Consider the following 15188-nt stretch of genomic DNA (forward strand, 5'->3'; position numbering starts at 1 on the left):
GCGTTTTGCTGCCTATTAAGAATAAAAAAATCAGGTGCTTTATGCGTAAAGAATATTTTTCCGATTCACATCGTAAGTTTGCTTTGTTGTGTGCGGTTTTACTTGCCAGCTTCCTGTCCGTGGGAAATGCTCAGGCCACTTCAGGCAACACTGTTAAATCGCATCTGTTGACCCATTCTGCGGTGGCAGTACCTGATCGTTATGCGGCTGAAACAGCTAGAGCCATCTTTGCCAAAGGTGGCAATGCCATCGATGCGGCGGTGGCCATTGCATTCACTTTAGCCGTTACATATCCGGAAGCTGGCAACATTGGCGGTGGTGGGTTCATGACGATCTATCACGAGGGTAAGCCTTATTTCCTTGATTACCGCGAGCGGGCACCGCTCAAGGCGACTAAGGACATGTTCGTCGCCGGCAATGGACGAGTGATCCCGGCTGATAGCACCCAGAGCAGCGTGCTTGGCCACAAGGCCGTGGGCGTGCCAGGTACGGTCGCCGGTCTGTGGGAAGCCCATCAGCGTCTTGGCAAACTCAGCTGGCAGGCGCTGGTCGCGCCGGCAATCCGCTATGCAGACGCGGGCTTTCAAGTTGATGAAATGCTAGCCGGTTTGGCGGCAACGGAAAACAAACAGCGATTCGCTGGAAAAACCAATTTCTCTGAGCATTTTGGTACGTTGCAGTCGGGCAAGATCTTTAAGCAGCCTGAACTGGCAGCGGTATTGAAACGAATCGCGAAGCGCGGTGCTGCAGGTTTTTATTCCGGCAAGACAGCCGAACTAATCGTTGCTGATATGGCGGAGCATGGCGGACTTATCAGCGAAGCCGACCTGCGGAACTACAAGGCAATTTGGCGAGAGCCGATACAGGCAAACTGGAATGGTTTCCAGGTGGTGACCGCGCCACCGCCCAGTTCCGGTGGTATCGCTCTGGTTCAGTTATTGAAGATGAAAGAAGCGCGCAACGCAGATTTTAGTGGCGTGCCGTTGAACTCGCCAGAGTACATTCATCTGGTCGCAGAAATCGAAAAGCGAGTGTTTGCCGACCGAGCGCAGTACCTGGGCGATCCCGACTTCTACAAGGTTCCGGTAAGACAGTTGCTGGATGAGAATTATCTATTGCGGCGTGCGGCGGAAGTGAGTGTTGCGGCTCCCTCAGACACCAGCAAAGTAGTCGCAGGTTTGAAGATTACCTTCCCGGAAAAACCGGAAACGACGCATTTTTCAATTGTCGACAAATGGGGGAACGCGGTATCCAACACCTACACATTGAATGGCTTCTTCGGGTCTGGAGTGGTTGCCAATAAAACCGGAATACTGCTCAACGATGAGATGGATGACTTCTCAGCCCTTGCCGGAGTGCCCAATCAGTTGGGGGTTGTCGGTAATGACACCAACGCGATTGAGCCCGGAAAGAGACCACTTTCCTCAATGTCGCCGACCATCTTCCTGAAGGACGGAAAAGTCGCATTGGTCATTGGCACGCCGGGTGGCCCTAGAATTTTTACGTCGATCTTCCAGGTGGTGAGCAATATCTACGACTTCAAGTTGCCGCTGAAAAATGCCGTTAGCGCGATGCGCTTTCATCATCAATTGCTGCCGGCAAATACCATTTTTTGGGAGCCTTACTCTCCGATCACGGGGCAGTTAGCCAGGGATCTCGGCGCCAAGGGTTACAACCTAGTCAACCAGGGCTTCAATGGTGATATTCAGGCGATCAAGGTGAATGGCGGTATCCCGGAACCGGTGACAGATCCGAGGGGCAGGGGGGTAACGATGCTGGTCAAATAATTCGTCCTTTCCAAACAAATAACTCGATCTGAGCAACGGTTTCCGTTTCCATCGTCGGGCACTGAGGTGAGACTTGGCGATTTGAGGGATAGCAGAATTCTAGATTGGGAAAACCTCACTAGACGACCGGTCTAGTTTTCTGTAGGCTTCCTATCCTATGAAGAAACCTATCCAAGACATGCGGCAGCACATCATCGATGTAGCGAAGTCGCTGATGACCAACAAGGGCTACACCGCCGTGGGGCTGTCGGAAGTTCTGACAACCGCTGGCGTACCCAAAGGGTCGTTCTATCACTACTTCCGTTCGAAAGAGGAATTCGGCCAGGCGCTGCTTGAAGAATATTTTCAGGAGTACATTGGGCGCGTCGATATCGTGATGGCCGCAGAAGGAACCGGAGCCGAGCGGCTGCTGGGCTATCTGCACTACTGGGCAAAGACGCAAGCGTTCGATCACCCCGAGGAGAAATGCCTGGTGGTGAAACTCGGCGCTGAGGTCTGCGACTTGTCGGAAGACATGCGCACAGTGCTGGAAGAAGGCACCACTCTGATCATCCAGCGGATCACGCGTTGTGTTGAGCAGGGCATGGCCGATGGTTCCATCTCGCAGACCTTGGACGCGGTGACATTAGCCGAATCGCTGTATCAGCTATGGCTTGGCGCCTCGCTGCTGGTCAAGGTCAAGCAGACCACGGCCCCTTTTGAAACCGCACTGATCACGAGTAAACGTCTGCTTACATAGGGGCGTTTTTTTTAACCGGTAAGCTAGACGACCGGTCTAATATTAGAGGTATTTAGAATGCTTGATAGCAGACGTAACACTGACCTTTTTTCGCCCGTGCAGATGGGCGCCATTGAGATGGCAAACCGTATTGTCATGGCCCCTGTTACACGCAGCCGCATGGGAGATGACGGCGTACCCAATGAGCTTCATGCCACTTACTACGCCCAGCGTGCCAGCGCAGGCCTGATCATCGCCGAGGCCACGAACATTTCTGCTCAGGGCCGCGGCTATGCGATGACGCCTGGTATCTGGTCGGAAGAACAGGTGGCAGGCTGGAAAAAAGTCACTGACGCGGTACACGCGGCAGGCGGCAAGATCGTCAGTCAGCTATGGCACGTAGGCCGCTTCTCCAGCGTCGAGTTACAGCCAAACGGCGAGGCGCCGGTAGCTCCCTCGGCAATCAAGGCCGAAGGTACCACCTACACCAACAATGGCATGGTCGAAGTGTCCATGCCTCGGGCGCTTGAGACTTCAGAGATCCCGGGGATCATCGAGCAGTACAGGCATGCGGCAGAAAATGCAAAGCGAGCCGGTTTTGATGGTGTGGAAGTCCATTCTGCCAACAGCTATCTGCTCGACCAGTTTCTGCGTGATTCCACCAACCAGCGCACTGACCAGTACGGCGGCTCCATCGAGAACCGGACTCGGCTGACGCTCGAAGTCACCAAAGCAGTGGTTGCGATCTGGGGCAGTGACCGGGTTGGCATCCGCCTCTCGCCAGTGACTCCTGACGCAGGCAATACCCCTCCTGACAGCAACGTCATGGAGACCTATGGCTACCTGATTCAGCAGCTCAACAAGTTCAACTTGGCCTATCTGCACTTCGTTGAAGGCGCCACCGCCACCTCTCGCACCGTTCCCGAAGGTGTGGATCTGGACGCGCTGAGTGCGCAGTTCGAAGGGCCGTTCATTGGCAACAACAACTATGACCTGGAGATGGCGCTGGAGCGGCGGGCGCAAGGGCGGATTGATGCCGTGGCGTTTGGCCGCTTATTCATTGCCAACCCAGACCTCGTAGAGCGCTTGCGTCGTGGTGCCGAGCTCACTATCGCTCCGCGCGAGAGTTACTACGGCGGAGGTGCCAAGGGCTACACCGATTGGCCAACGGCAAGCTACTGAGTCGTGCCCTTGCGCCAGCCAGGCGCGGGAGAAGTCCGTCGCAACAGCATTCACCGTAATGAGGTACTGAGCATGAATTATCTGCAAAACAAAGTAGCAATCGTCACTGGCGCGTCTTCCGGCATTGGTGCTGCCACCACCCGCGCATTGGCCGCACAGGGCGTCCGCGTCGTGGCAGCAGCGCTTGATCAGGAAGGGCTTGAGTCGTTCGTTGCCGAGCTGCGTGTGGCAGGGAGCGACGTGGTCGCTTTCACTACCGATGTCACCCATCTGGATCAAACCAAAGCTCTCGCGAAGTTTGCACAAGATACCTATGGTGCCGTGGACATCCTGGTCAACAACGCCGGTCTCATGCTTTTTTCCAACTGGGTCGATCTGGCCGTGCAGGATTGGGAAAAGATGATCGATGTGAACATCAAGGGCTACCTCAACGCTACTGCTGCGGTACTGCCATTCATGCTGGAACAGAAGTCCGGGCAGATTCTCAACATGGACTCTGTCGCAGGTCACCAGGTTGGGCCGGCGGCGGGTGTTTACAGCGCTACCAAGTTTTTCGTCCAGGCCATGACCGAGTCCATGCGAAAGGAGTTGGGCGTGCAGCATGGCATCCGCGTCAACACCGTCAGTCCCGGCGTCATCAATACCGGCTGGGCGGACAAGGTTAGTGATCCCGAAGGGCGCAAGGCGGCTCAGGAACTGAATCGGATTGCCATTGCGCCCGACGATATCGCCCGTGCCGTGATTTATGCGCTCAATCAGCCGGAAAACGTCACCGTCAACGATCTGATTATCTCGCCGACTCGCCAGGATTGGTGATCGTTGGTTGGCCATGCTGCGCCCATCCAGACCTGATGGGTAATCGGAAAATCTTTCAATCAGGAGTCCATCATGAGCAATCCAACTTACGTCCAGGAATACAACGCGATCGTCGACGTACTTAGACAGTACAACGAAGGTGGTGCAAAGGCTGACAGCACTTTGATGAAGCCCGCGTTCAACGAGCAGGCCACCATGTTTGGGGTCGACGGCGACAAGCTCGTCGGCGGCGCGATCCAGAATTTGTACGACGTCATCGACAACTCTTTCCGTCCATCTCCCGAAGCCAAAGCCGCGATTGTTCGCATCGACATCGTGGGCACTGCGGCCAGTGCTCGCGTCGATACCGACAACGTTTCGGGATTTCGCTTCACCGACTTCTTCAACCTGCTGAAGGTAGAAGGCAAGTGGACGATCGTCAGCAAGATTTACCACACCCACCCGAGCGCTTGATCGCTCGAGCGCTTCTCGCGAGGTGTGCTGCACCTCGTCCCCAATGAAAGGTGAGAACCATGTCAAAGAACATCAAGGCAGTACCAACCTCCGAGTACAACGCTGTCATCGCTACCGCCAATCAGTACGTTGAAGGTCTGCGTGTGGGCAGCGCAGAAGGCGTTGCGCAAGCTTTCCATAAAGACGCCGTGATGTACGGTTTCACTAATGGTGAGCTGCTTGGCGGCCCGATCAAGAATCTGTTTGATTTCGTTCAGAAGAACGGTGATGCCCCCGAAATCACTACCCGAGTCGACGTGCTGGCGATCACATCCACGACTGCCGTGGTACGTGTCGACATGGAGAAGGATGCGATCGGCGCTGATTACAACGACTACCTGACTTTGATCAAAATTGACGGCACCTGGAAGGTGATCGCCAAGGTTTATCACCAGTTCGAGGGGTGAGCATCGCGCGACGAACTGCGGTTGGGTGGGCGAGCACTGGTCGTTTTTCTGGGCCTGGCCGGAAGATTGTTACCCGTTCGCTGGCAACTTAATCCCGCGTCGCGGATCGCCCTGGTGCTGCTTGAGTCAGCCCTTGAGCAGAAACCGGGTGTTCACATCATCACCTCCGTGCGCTGTATTTGAGCCGAGGTTAGCTGTTTCCAAAGTAGATAATTTGAAAGGAGATACACGATGTCGATTGTTGAGTTTTCTGCTGTCTTAGACGGCGATGCAGCACATGTTTGGAGCGTGTTGAAGAAATTTGGCGAGATTCATAAATGGCATCCATCGATTGTCGAAAGCAGTATTGAGGACAACCAACCTGACGGATTGGTTGGTTGTATTCGTAAACTCACACTGGCCGATGGCGCAGTTGTCAGGGAGCGTTTGTTATCGGTCGATGATCGCAATTTAACGTTGTGCTACCGCTTCGAGGAAGCCCCTTTACCGCTTGATAACTATGTCGCCACTGTGAAATTGGCCTCACTTACAGGGCAGTCCAAGACGTTCATCAATTGGTCTGCAAGCTTCGATCTACAAGACCTAAATACCGCTGAAGTCTATCAAGAGTTAATGCTAGGTCTGATCGTCGATGGTCATAATAGTCTTCAGTTATTTCTAATCCGGCATTGAACATTTCACGGCACTAACAACGTCGAGTCTTGGCTAACCGAGCTATCTAAATTTGAATGCAAAAGGGCCCTTGGAAGCTAATGCCAGTCAGCTTAGCTGACTAAGCATTAGCCGAAGCGGGGTGTTGCATTAAGGACGATGCTGTCCGCATATTTTTAAGCGGACGCGATAGCCCTCAACGCCAGGATTTCCATGCGCCGACGTAGCTATTAGTCGAGTGCTCGTCCTCCAGCGTGCAGTTGCTTGATAGTCGTATGGCACAGATCAGTAATATCACCGGTATGATCGTAAGCGTCCGGGCAAGTCACCTACCAGAGCCTCGCGCCACAAGCGATAAGAGCAATCGTGTCCTCGGCTTTTTTAAGCGGACGCAATTACCCTTAACGCTAGGATCACCATGCGCCAACGAAACACTTATTCAAAATCCTTCAAAGCCCAAGTCATACAAGAATGCCAGTGAGTGTCGATCCAGGCACTTCGTGGTCTTGATGGTAGGCATCGTATAAAGACAACATGCGAAGAAGGCAGTCATGATCACGAATCAGCAAGCTGTAACATTGAAAGACCTGGGTTTGCCCGAGAATTATTACTTGTCTGTGAACGGCCAATTGGTCGGCTCAGAAAAGACCTTCGATGTTTTTAACCCAGCAACGGGTCAGGTCATATACAAAGCACCTGATGCTTCGGCAGAGCAATTGGAGGATGCGATTAATGCGGCGGCAGCTGCGTTCAAGCGCTGGTCAATTACCCCGTGGGAGCAGCGTGCTGAGCTAATTGAGGCGTTCGCAGATGCGTTGGAGAAGCGTAAAGAGCAATTGACCACATTGCTCACCTTCGAGCAGGGTAAGCCACTTCACAGTCAAGCTCGTTTTGAGGTGGACTATTCCATCAGTTGGGTGCGGGAGATCGCGAAACGACAGCTCCCAGCTCGTGTTGTAGAGGATACGCCTGAGCATACAGTCGAAGTTCACAACACCCCTTTGGGGATCGTTGGTGCAATTACTCCTTGGAACTACCCGGTACTGCTCGCGCTTTGGAAGATTGCGCCTTGCTTACTGACCGGTAATACGATGGTTGTTAAGCCCTCTCCATATACACCGCTGACCTCGCTGCTCATTGGTGAGATCGCGCAGGACGTGTTCCCCAAGGGGTTTTAAACATTGTTTCAGGCGGTAATCATCTTGGCCAGATCATGACTGAACACCCTGCGATCGCAAAGATCAGTTTCACAGGATCTTCCGCGACCGGGCAAAAAGTGATGGCAAGTGGTGCGAGTAACCTGAAACGGCTGACGCTAGAGCTGGGAGGTAACGATGCTGCGATCGTACTTCCGGATGCAGACTGGCGGCCGCTTGTTAAAACGCTGTTCTGGGCAGCTTTTGGAAACTCGGGGCAGTGGTGTGTGGCCGTTAAACGGCTATATGTGCACTCAAGCATCCACGCCGAATTTACTGCGGCGCTGGTCGACTACGCGAAATCGGTGAAGGTTGGTGATGGCATGAGCCCTGACACGGAGCTGGGCCCGGTTCAGAACCGAATGCAGTATGAAAAGCTGCAGGATCTGCTTCAGGACACTCGTGCGAAAGGATACAAGATCGCAGTAGGCGGTACCGTGGATGCGAGTGCGTCAGGGTACTTTGTTCCCGTGACGATCGTGGACAACCCGCCTGAGTCCAGCCGAATCGTCCAGGAAGAACCTTTCGGCCCGGTGCTCCCCGTCATTGCTTATGACGATGTCGATGAAGTCATCGATCGCGTCAATGCCTCACCCTATGGTTTGGGCGGCTCGGTCTGGGGTAAAGATCGAGATGCCGCAGTTGCTGTCGCCAAGCGAATGGAGACCGGAACTGTTTGGGTTAACGAGATTCATGTCCATGGCGTCGACATGCCTTTCGGTGGGCACAAGCTGTCCGGCCTTGGAGTAGAGAACGGTGTTGAAGGCTTAGCTGGATTTACCAATACGAAAACTTACATGTTCAAAAAGTAAAAAGGATGAACGACTCTGAGCCCCTGGATTTGGCCAGGGGCTTATGGGGCGATATTCACGATCCACCTGTGGCAAGTGCTCGTTATCCGCTTTTAGAGGGGAGCAGGGACATAGATACCGATGCAATTCTTTCTAGTTCTGCCCGTGTGTCTCCACTCAGAGCTTGCATGGCCATGCCTTCTAGTATCGACCGCTGCCTGCACGTTGTAGCCGACGATTCCCGCCGCGCGCCATAATGGCGCTGGCATCTGGATCGGTCAGTGAGACCTGTTTACCCGGCGATTCGTTCAGCTGGATTTCAATCGCCTGAAGCTCCTTTATTTGCGTCTTCAGCTTGGCGATTTTCTCCTCCAGCCGCACGGCTTTTGGCTCCGAAGACGTGGTCTCTTGCCGATCGGCAGCATCGAGTGCTGCCAGGTAACGATTGATGCTCGATTCAATTTCCTCCATTCCCCCGCTTCAGTTTGGCGCTGGTGAAATTACGGTCGCGATTGTTGACTGCTTTGAATTTACTGCCGTCGATGGCGAACAGATTTTCTCCGAATAATCCTAATTGCTGACACAGCGCAACGAACTGGCGTCATATGTCTCGAATGGCCTTTGCTGTTGTCTTTTCGGAAGTTGGCAATGGTCTTGAAGTCTGGCATCTAACGCCCGGTTAGCCACATCAGCTTGACGTCGCGCTGGGCTTCTCGCGTTCTAGGCGTCAGGCGGTGGGACATTGCTCCCGTCGCCTCTATCGCCTTACCGATAGCGTAGAATTTGCCCGCCCGCTATGTAATGCAGCCTTCGACAGGCTGAATCGGCGGTCTCGAAATGCCAGTGGCCATCGCTGAACACCCAGGTGTCGATCAGGGTGTTTTAGTGAACTGAAGGCATTGCTGGACACCTGACAGGCCGTAGCCGGCGTGACTTCAGTGCAAAGGGTTAAAAACTCAGACCATCCGCTCGGCGGGCACGATATGCACGCCGGGCTGGGGCACTAGGGCCGCGTCAAGGAGTGCCCGGGCTATGTTGGCCGCTGGGTTGAGCCGCCAACGTTTGGGCAGCAGCGGCCCCGCTAGCCTCAACATAGCTACCAACAGCCGCTCGCCGAGACGGAATTCGTTGCGATGGCCTCCGATCACGCCAGGGCGCACTAAGGCCAGGCTGTCGAAGCCTAGATCGCGCAAGTCCTGCTCCAGCTCGCCCTTGACCCGGTTGTAGAAAAAGCGTGAGCCGGCGTCGGCGCCGATCGCCGAGTTAAGCACATAGGTCGGCGTGCCCTGGGCGCAGGCAAGCCGCGCCACGGCCAGCGGATAGTCATGGTCGACTTGGCGGAACGCCTCCTGCGAGCCAGCAGTACGAATAGTGGTACCCAGAGTGCAAATCACCGCGTCGGCGCGCCACCAAGGCGCATCTTCATCGAGATGCTGGTAATCGATGCGCGGTGTCGATAGTTTGGCATGGGGCTGCAAGCTGCGCCGCGTCGGCGCCACCACCGCAGCGATCCGCGGGTCGGTCAGCGCCAGTTGGAGCACGTGACGCCCGACCAGGCCAGTGGCACCCACCAGGAGCAGCGTCGTCCCCTCCAGACGTGGATTAGCCTCGCTCATGGACGCGCGAGCCGTTGCACGGACTCGCCCACCGGGGTGTCGCCCTGGGTCAGTTCGATAATCACCCGGTTCACGGCTGGGCGCTCAATGATCTCCAGTAGCGTGGCCGCTACATCCTCGCGCGGCACTTCGTCGTAGGGGATCGCCAAGCCGGTGCGCACCCTGCCGGTGCCGGGGCTTTCGAGCAGCGTGCCTGGCCGCAGAATCACCCAGTCCAAATCGCTTTCGGCCAAGTGCACGTCGGCCAGCTTTTTGACCGCCATATAGTTCTCGAAGGTCTCCGAAACTTGCTTGCCGCGGAACGATTCGGGAAAGGCCGAGACCAGCAAGAAACGCCGGATGCCGGCTTTCTGCGCCGCCATTACCGCTAGCTCCAGGCCAAGGCCATCGATGGCGTTGGTCATCTCCGGGCCGCCCTTGCCGCCGGCACCAGCAGAAAAGACCACCACGTCGCTGCCGGCCATAAGTGCTGCCAGGCCCTCTACATCGAATTCGAGCAGGCTGCCAAGCACCGGGGTAGCGCCCAACGCCTTTAGTTCTTCCGTCTGATCCGGGTTCCGATACAGCGCTAAGGCCCGATGCCCGCGCTTATTCAAATGCTGAGACAGGAGGCGACCGACCTTACCGGCACCGCCCACAATAAATACCTGGGTCATCGTCGATTCCTTTGCTTAGGGTGGGCTTTCGGGGTAGTGCTCACCACTCCGGTCTTAGACGTCGTGGATATAGACCAGGAGGCGCCCGGCATCCAACGATGCGGGCGCGGGCTACCCAAGAGCCGGTTACGGAGCCACGTGGGTGTGGTAGATCTTGCTGACGACAGTCCACTGACCTTCGACCTTCAACAGGTTGAAGAAATCGGTGAAGCAAAAGCCCGAGACGTCATTGGTGTCAATGCGAGCGCTAGCTGCGGTACCCACTATATCGATCCTGACGATTGCGCCGCGGGCTTCAGGCGAGGGGCGGAATGGCGGATTATCGATGGCATCGAACAGCTCTTGAATCGGGCCACCAACCAGCTTGGTGTCTGCGTCAACACCGAAGATTGTTGCTTGCTCGCTGAAAGCGGGCTTCATGATGCTGCTCTTGGCCTGCTTGCAGCCTTCGTTGTACTTATTCAGTACGTCAACGATGGCCTGATATTCCTGCACATAGTTGGGCTTGTTCATGGTGTTGCTCCTGGTTGGTTGAGAGTAGCTTTGAAAAAAGGTGGGGGTATCCGCGGGTGTCGGGGTCAAATCCCGCGATCGCCCTTGGTGTGCAGAGTTAGGGATTCAAACAGCTTGCTCATCGTTCGAACCTTCAACAGTTGATTGACGGATTGCCTGTCGTGCGAAGCGGGCAATGATCCACAGCGCCAACAATGCTGCTACCAGACCGCCCCAGGACAACCAATGCGAATAGGAACTCACAGGCACCTCGCCGCGAATTAGTTGCGCGACATCGGAAACCAGAGACCCAAGATAGGCATAAAGAAAGGTGCCAGGCAGTAGTCCCAACAGGGACGCCAGCGCGAAACTGTGGCCCCTCATACTGCTAGCGCCGAGCGTATAGCTCAGCGGAGCGAACGGCACGATAGAGGACAGCCGAAGCAGGAGTACGATGCGAAAGCCATCTCGGGCTACTGCCTGATCAACTGCCGCTAGTCGAGGTTTCCGGTCGAGATAGCGTCGTGCCCAAGGCCCCGCCATGTAACGCGTAATGAAGAAAGCCAATGTGGCCGACACTACGGCTACTGGTAATACCAGCAATGTGCCCCACAGTGGCCCATACAAAAAACCGGCGATAGCTGTCAGTGGCGAGGCAGGCATGAAGGCCAGCGTGGCCAATAGGTATAGGGTTGCGAACAAAATGGCTCCGTAAGAACCATACGCGCGCAGCACGTCTATCAGTGATGCGACCTGATTCATGACCATATCGATCAAGGCTCCGCCCCTACGGACAGCCCGTGGATACAAGCACCTTTCTTTTGTCGCATACGATTCACTCCTGACCGCTCTCCGTTGCGCACTTGGTACCTGAAGCCATATATACGTAGTGGTCGCTACAGATATCACTATTGTATAGTGACCGCTATAGATGAAGTCAAGCTGGTTGTTAAACACGAGGCTCAACAAACCATGTCGGATATCGGATTTACCCCCCCCTCTACGCGTAACAAAGGGCGTCCTCGTGGCTTTGATCGCGACCAGGCGCTGACCCAGGCCCTCGACGTTTTCTGGCGGCGAGGCTATGAGCTGGCATCGGTGGCCGAGCTATGCACTGCAATGGGAATAAACCCGCCCAGCCTCTATGCGGCCTTCGGCAACAAAGCCAAGCTGTTTCTAGAGGCAGTGGATTTCTACGAGCACCAGTACTGGCATTCGACTTGGCAAGCCCTGGAAGCTGAGCGCGACGTGCATAGCGCAATCGCGAACTTCTTCGATGCGTCGGCTCGCATTCTGCTGTCGCCACAAGCACCTTGCGGCTGCTTGGTGGCAACGGCCGCAGTCAGCGTGTCAGAGGACTCTATCGAAGTTCGAGGGGCTATCGAAGCGCTGCGCCAAGAAGGAAAAGAGTTGTTCGTCAAACGCCTAAAGCGCGCCATCTCGGATGGCCAGCTGCCCGCGCGTACGGAGGTGAAATCATTGGCCGGTGCGCTAAACACCATGCTTGAAGGAATGTCGATTCAGGCACGGGATGGCTTGACGGTCACGCAAATGCGCCGCCTCGCGGCGCATGCCGTGCGCCTACTGCCACCACTGGTGTCTGATGCCGCTGCTATCTAGACGACTGGTCGGGTTCTATGTGTTCTGAACGCACTATGAAGAAACCTGCCGAAGAGATGCGTCAAAACATCATTGACGTTGCTAAAAGGCTAATGACCAACAAAGGCTATACCGCCGTAGGGCTGGCAGAAGTGCTTTGCATCGCTGGCGTACCTAAAAATGTCACGGCGTTACCGACATCTTCGGGCTCACCGAAATCGCGCACAGCGATTTCACGCTGATCAAATTTTTGCGGCTCTTCGCTAGGGTACAGAAGACGGATCTGAGCAGTATTAATAAGGCCAGGCTGGACGCAGTTTACGGTGATGCCGTGCTAACCCAACTGCTCAGACAGACCTTAGTCCATAGGGCCGCAAATTAGGGAAGTGCTTCGTTGACGCAAACCGTTCAAAATCCAGGTCGTTGTGGAGTAGCTGCAACCCGGGGTGACCCTCGTCAGCGTTGCCATCACTCGTGTTCAACGCCAACATCATTCGCAAATTGCTGCTTCTTTATCGGGATCAGTTAGCGCCGGCGCTGCCTGAGTTTGTTCCTTTGAAGGCTTCGCCTATCTCAAAGATTTGCTGACGCGGCTGCCGACGCAGCAAGCGAATGAGATCGTCCAACTGCTGCCTCATTAATGTGAGCCAGCCCATCCAAAACAAAGTCATTAAGGCAATAGAATCTAAAACTAGGCCAGAGATTCAAACTGATCGTCATCGACCGCAGAGCGCCTGAACTCTAAGATCGTACTCTCATGAGCCGCTCCCCATTCCCGCATTGCACTGACCAAAGGCGCAAGTGTGTTGCCTAATTCTGTGAGCGAATACTCGACCTTGGGCGGAACCTCACGATAGATTTCGCGATGGATAATCCTGTCAGTCTCCAGCTCCCTCAGTTGGAGCGTGAGCATCCTCTGAGTTACATCTGGCATTAGCCGTCGCAACTCGTTGAACCGCTTCGTTCCGGACATCAGATGGAACAATATGAGAGATTTCCATTTCCCGCCGATGACATTGACTGTGAACGCAACGGGGCAAGCAAACGCTTCAACCTCACCCTGAGGAATGCATTTCTTCACTGATATCTCCCTAGTATAAAAAATGTGCCTACAGCACAAAAATGTGCGTACTTACGTAATTATTGTGCTTACGCTAGCATAATTCTGTATCGACCACTACGGAATATGCCAGATGAGCTTGTTGCTATCCCCCCATGAAATCAAAGGCCTGAAACTGAAAAACCGGGTCGCCATGTCGCCTATGTGCATGCACATGGCCGCTGATGATGGCTTTGTCACTGACTGGCACCGAGTTCATTACGGTGCTCGGGCTTTAGGTCAGGCGGGGCTGATTTTTCCCGAAACGCTGGCCGTCCACGCCGATGGCCGTATCGGGGCCGGTGACCTCGGCATCTGGAGCGATGAGCACGTTACTGGCTTGAAGGCGCTGACTGAACTGCTTCACAGCTTTGGTGCAAAAGCCGGCGCTCAGATTGGCCATGCGGGGCGCAATGCTGACCTGCCCAATCTCATTCACATCGCACCATCGGCGATTCCGTTCACGGAAACCAGCCCTGTTCCTCGCGAACTCGCGTCTGATGAAATTCCGGGTTTGGTAAAGCTCTATGGCGATGCCGCAAGGCGTGCCAGCGACGCCGGATTCGATGTACTTGAGATCCATGCCGCGCATGGTTACTTGTTGAATGAGTTTCTCTCGCCGCTGGCCAATACGCGCGAGGACGAATATGGCGGTGATGCCAAGCGTCGCTATCGCTTCCTTCGCGAAGTATTGGAGGAAGTCAAAACCCATTGGGGTGATCGTCCGTTATTCGTTCGGATCTCCAGCTCCGATTACACCGAAGGCGGAAACACGCCTGAGTCGTTCCTTGAATATGGTCGCTGGATGAAAGAGCAGGGTGTTGACCTGATCGACTGCAGCTCCGGCGGAATCAAGATGGTCAAGGTACAGACCTACCCGGGGTACCAGGTACCGGCCGCTGAATTACTGCGTAAGGAGTTGCATATTGCTACAGGTGCTGTGGGTGTGATTCAGAGTGGGCGTCAGGCCGAAGAAATCTTGCAAAACGGCCGCGCTGATCTGGTGTTTGTAGGGCGACAAATGCTGCGAGATCCATTCTGGGTTCGCACTGCTGCAGATGATCTGAGGGAAGTCATCAAGATTCCTGAGGCCTACACGCGTTATGGATCTGTCTGGCTTGATACCAAAGCCTGAAGCTTTTTTTGCATAAATCAAATCAGTGATCAATAGCAACCCAATGAAGCAGGAGTAAAAACATGAGCAAACCGACTTACGTACAAGAATACCAAGCCATCACCGAGGTGCTGAACAAGTACATTGAGGGCTGCAAGCAGGCCAAAAGCAGCATCATGAAGCCAGCTTTCAGTGAGCAAGCGACCATGTTTAGCGTCGATGGCGACGGTAAGCTGGCCGGCGGCGCGATTCCAATCCTCTTCGATGGCATCGACACGGGTTTCCGCCCATCTCCTGACGCACCGGCCGCTATAGTCCGCATCGAGGTCGTCGGTACGGCGGCTAGCGCTCGCATCGACGCCAACGACATGTCAGGCATCTCCTTCACCGACTTTTTCCATCTTTTGAAAGTCGATGGCAAGTGGACGGTAGTCAGCAAGATCTTCCACACCCACGTCGCGCCTTGAACCTCTGTCCTCCTTGGGGACGCGGGGGGATGAGGCTTCCCAGCATGCCTGCTGTGTTTTTGTTTGCAGACGAGCGGCGCTGGAACTGTGCGTCCGACACACGAC

The 15188-nt window shown here is 54.9% G+C and carries 16 protein-coding genes and 5 pseudogenes; 13 read left to right on the forward strand and 8 right to left on the reverse strand.

Annotation, left to right across the window (positions count from 1 at the left end):
* Nucleotides 1–41: 41 nt before the first annotated feature.
* The 8 genes and pseudogenes from ggt (at nt 42) to QFW87_RS12870 (ending at nt 8061) form a co-directional block, all read left to right on the forward strand.
* The gene (gene ggt, locus QFW87_RS12835) at nt 42–1787 is read left to right on the forward strand and encodes a gamma-glutamyltransferase (protein ID WP_283190673.1); all 1746 of its coding nucleotides are present in this window, start codon (nt 42–44) and stop codon (nt 1785–1787) included.
* 157 nt (nt 1788–1944) lie between these two features.
* On the forward strand, nt 1945–2526 hold the full coding sequence (locus QFW87_RS12840; protein ID WP_283190674.1) for a TetR/AcrR family transcriptional regulator: 582 nt from the start codon (nt 1945–1947) through the stop codon (nt 2524–2526).
* Nucleotides 2527–2583: 57 nt separating this feature from the next.
* Nucleotides 2584–3687 carry an alkene reductase gene (locus tag QFW87_RS12845; RefSeq protein WP_283190675.1) on the forward strand — a complete coding sequence of 368 codons (1104 nt, stop codon included), beginning with the start codon at nt 2584–2586 and terminating at the stop codon, nt 3685–3687.
* Between the two features lie 72 nt (nt 3688–3759).
* Nucleotides 3760–4503: an SDR family oxidoreductase gene (locus QFW87_RS12850; protein ID WP_283190676.1), complete on the forward strand. Its 744-nt coding sequence runs from the start codon at nt 3760–3762 to the stop codon at nt 4501–4503.
* Between the two features lie 72 nt (nt 4504–4575).
* Nucleotides 4576–4956 carry a nuclear transport factor 2 family protein gene (locus QFW87_RS12855; protein ID WP_283190677.1) on the forward strand — a complete coding sequence of 127 codons (381 nt, stop codon included), beginning with the start codon at nt 4576–4578 and terminating at the stop codon, nt 4954–4956.
* A gap of 59 nt (nt 4957–5015) precedes the next feature.
* Nucleotides 5016–5402: a nuclear transport factor 2 family protein gene (locus tag QFW87_RS12860; RefSeq protein ID WP_283190678.1), complete on the forward strand. Its 387-nt coding sequence runs from the start codon at nt 5016–5018 to the stop codon at nt 5400–5402.
* Nucleotides 5403–5633: 231 nt separating this feature from the next.
* Entirely contained in the window at nt 5634–6074 is a 441-nt protein-coding gene (locus QFW87_RS12865; protein ID WP_283190679.1) for an SRPBCC family protein, read from the forward strand.
* A 530-nt stretch (nt 6075–6604) separates the two neighbouring features.
* Nucleotides 6605–8061 (forward strand): annotated as a pseudogene (locus QFW87_RS12870) (aldehyde dehydrogenase family protein).
* A gap of 173 nt (nt 8062–8234) precedes the next feature.
* On the opposite strand, the pseudogene QFW87_RS12875 reads toward QFW87_RS12870, so the two are convergent.
* The 6 genes and pseudogenes from QFW87_RS12875 to QFW87_RS12900 form a co-directional block, all read right to left on the reverse strand.
* Nucleotides 8235–8756, reverse strand: a pseudogene (locus QFW87_RS12875) (IS5/IS1182 family transposase); the annotation flags it as partial.
* Between the two features lie 30 nt (nt 8757–8786).
* Nucleotides 8787–8910: pseudogene (locus tag QFW87_RS12880) on the reverse strand (flavin reductase); the annotation flags it as partial.
* A gap of 86 nt (nt 8911–8996) precedes the next feature.
* A complete protein-coding gene (locus QFW87_RS12885) occupies nt 8997–9656 on the reverse strand; it encodes an NAD-dependent dehydratase (protein WP_283190680.1) in 660 nt (219 codons plus the stop codon).
* On the reverse strand, nt 9653–10312 hold the full coding sequence (locus QFW87_RS12890) for an SDR family oxidoreductase (RefSeq protein WP_283190681.1): 660 nt from the start codon (nt 10310–10312) through the stop codon (nt 9653–9655). Before QFW87_RS12890 ends, QFW87_RS12885 begins: the two co-directional genes overlap by 4 nt.
* Nucleotides 10313–10438: 126 nt before the next feature.
* Nucleotides 10439–10825 (reverse strand): nuclear transport factor 2 family protein, encoded by a 387-nt coding sequence (locus QFW87_RS12895; protein WP_283190682.1) that lies wholly within the window; start codon nt 10823–10825, stop codon nt 10439–10441.
* A gap of 105 nt (nt 10826–10930) precedes the next feature.
* Nucleotides 10931–11572 (reverse strand): TVP38/TMEM64 family protein, encoded by a 642-nt coding sequence (locus QFW87_RS12900; RefSeq protein WP_283190911.1) that lies wholly within the window; start codon nt 11570–11572, stop codon nt 10931–10933.
* Between the two features lie 150 nt (nt 11573–11722).
* Here QFW87_RS12900 and QFW87_RS12905 point away from each other — a divergent pair, with 150 nt between their 5' ends.
* Nucleotides 11723–12424 carry a TetR/AcrR family transcriptional regulator gene (locus QFW87_RS12905; RefSeq protein ID WP_349294111.1) on the forward strand — a complete coding sequence of 234 codons (702 nt, stop codon included), beginning with the start codon at nt 11723–11725 and terminating at the stop codon, nt 12422–12424.
* 35 nt (nt 12425–12459) lie between these two features.
* Nucleotides 12460–12582 (forward strand): annotated as a pseudogene (locus QFW87_RS12910) (TetR/AcrR family transcriptional regulator); the annotation flags it as partial.
* Here the strand turns inward: QFW87_RS12910 and QFW87_RS12915 are convergent.
* Nucleotides 12531–12731, reverse strand: a complete 201-nt coding sequence (locus QFW87_RS12915; protein ID WP_349294115.1) for an SDR family oxidoreductase — start codon at nt 12729–12731, stop codon at nt 12531–12533. The pseudogene QFW87_RS12910 and the gene QFW87_RS12915 sit on opposite strands and share 52 nt — an antisense overlap.
* Before the next feature lie 241 nt (nt 12732–12972).
* Here QFW87_RS12915 and QFW87_RS12920 point away from each other — a divergent pair.
* Nucleotides 12973–13044: pseudogene (locus QFW87_RS12920) on the forward strand (hypothetical protein); the annotation flags it as partial.
* Between the two features lie 50 nt (nt 13045–13094).
* Here the strand turns inward: QFW87_RS12920 and QFW87_RS12925 are convergent.
* Nucleotides 13095–13484, reverse strand: coding sequence for a winged helix-turn-helix transcriptional regulator (locus QFW87_RS12925; protein ID WP_283190683.1), 390 nt, complete (start codon nt 13482–13484; stop codon nt 13095–13097).
* A 112-nt stretch (nt 13485–13596) separates the two neighbouring features.
* Between QFW87_RS12925 and namA the strand changes: the two genes are divergently transcribed.
* Both namA and QFW87_RS12935 read left to right on the forward strand, forming a co-directional pair.
* A complete protein-coding gene (namA, locus tag QFW87_RS12930) occupies nt 13597–14637 on the forward strand; it encodes an NADPH dehydrogenase NamA (protein ID WP_283190684.1) in 1041 nt (346 codons plus the stop codon).
* A gap of 62 nt (nt 14638–14699) precedes the next feature.
* Nucleotides 14700–15083, forward strand: a complete 384-nt coding sequence (locus tag QFW87_RS12935) for a nuclear transport factor 2 family protein (protein ID WP_283190685.1) — start codon at nt 14700–14702, stop codon at nt 15081–15083.
* The last annotated feature ends 105 nt before the right edge of the window (nt 15084–15188 follow it).

The organism is Pseudomonas sp. PMCC200344 (genome assembly GCF_030053095.1).
GTDB classification, from domain to species: Bacteria; Pseudomonadota; Gammaproteobacteria; order Pseudomonadales; family Pseudomonadaceae; genus Aquipseudomonas; species Aquipseudomonas svalbardensis.

Bases quoted from the DNA above. Each gene is read 5' to 3' on its own strand.
- ggt (WP_283190673.1), top strand. From the start codon at position 42: ATGCGTAAAGAATATTTTTCCGATTCACATCGTAAGTTTGCTTTGTTG.
- QFW87_RS12840 (WP_283190674.1), top strand. From the start codon at position 1,945: ATGAAGAAACCTATCCAAGACATGCGGCAGCACATCATCGATGTAGCG.
- QFW87_RS12845 (WP_283190675.1), top strand. From the start codon at position 2,584: ATGCTTGATAGCAGACGTAACACTGACCTTTTTTCGCCCGTGCAGATG.
- QFW87_RS12850 (WP_283190676.1), top strand. From the start codon at position 3,760: ATGAATTATCTGCAAAACAAAGTAGCAATCGTCACTGGCGCGTCTTCC.
- QFW87_RS12855 (WP_283190677.1), top strand. From the start codon at position 4,576: ATGAGCAATCCAACTTACGTCCAGGAATACAACGCGATCGTCGACGTA.
- QFW87_RS12860 (WP_283190678.1), top strand. From the start codon at position 5,016: ATGTCAAAGAACATCAAGGCAGTACCAACCTCCGAGTACAACGCTGTC.
- QFW87_RS12865 (WP_283190679.1), top strand. From the start codon at position 5,634: ATGTCGATTGTTGAGTTTTCTGCTGTCTTAGACGGCGATGCAGCACAT.
- QFW87_RS12885 (WP_283190680.1), bottom strand. From the start codon at position 9,656: ATGAGCGAGGCTAATCCACGTCTGGAGGGGACGACGCTGCTCCTGGTG.
- QFW87_RS12890 (WP_283190681.1), bottom strand. From the start codon at position 10,312: ATGACCCAGGTATTTATTGTGGGCGGTGCCGGTAAGGTCGGTCGCCTC.
- QFW87_RS12895 (WP_283190682.1), bottom strand. From the start codon at position 10,825: ATGAACAAGCCCAACTATGTGCAGGAATATCAGGCCATCGTTGACGTA.
- QFW87_RS12900 (WP_283190911.1), bottom strand. From the start codon at position 11,572: ATGGTCATGAATCAGGTCGCATCACTGATAGACGTGCTGCGCGCGTAT.
- namA (WP_283190684.1), top strand. From the start codon at position 13,597: ATGAGCTTGTTGCTATCCCCCCATGAAATCAAAGGCCTGAAACTGAAA.
- QFW87_RS12935 (WP_283190685.1), top strand. From the start codon at position 14,700: ATGAGCAAACCGACTTACGTACAAGAATACCAAGCCATCACCGAGGTG.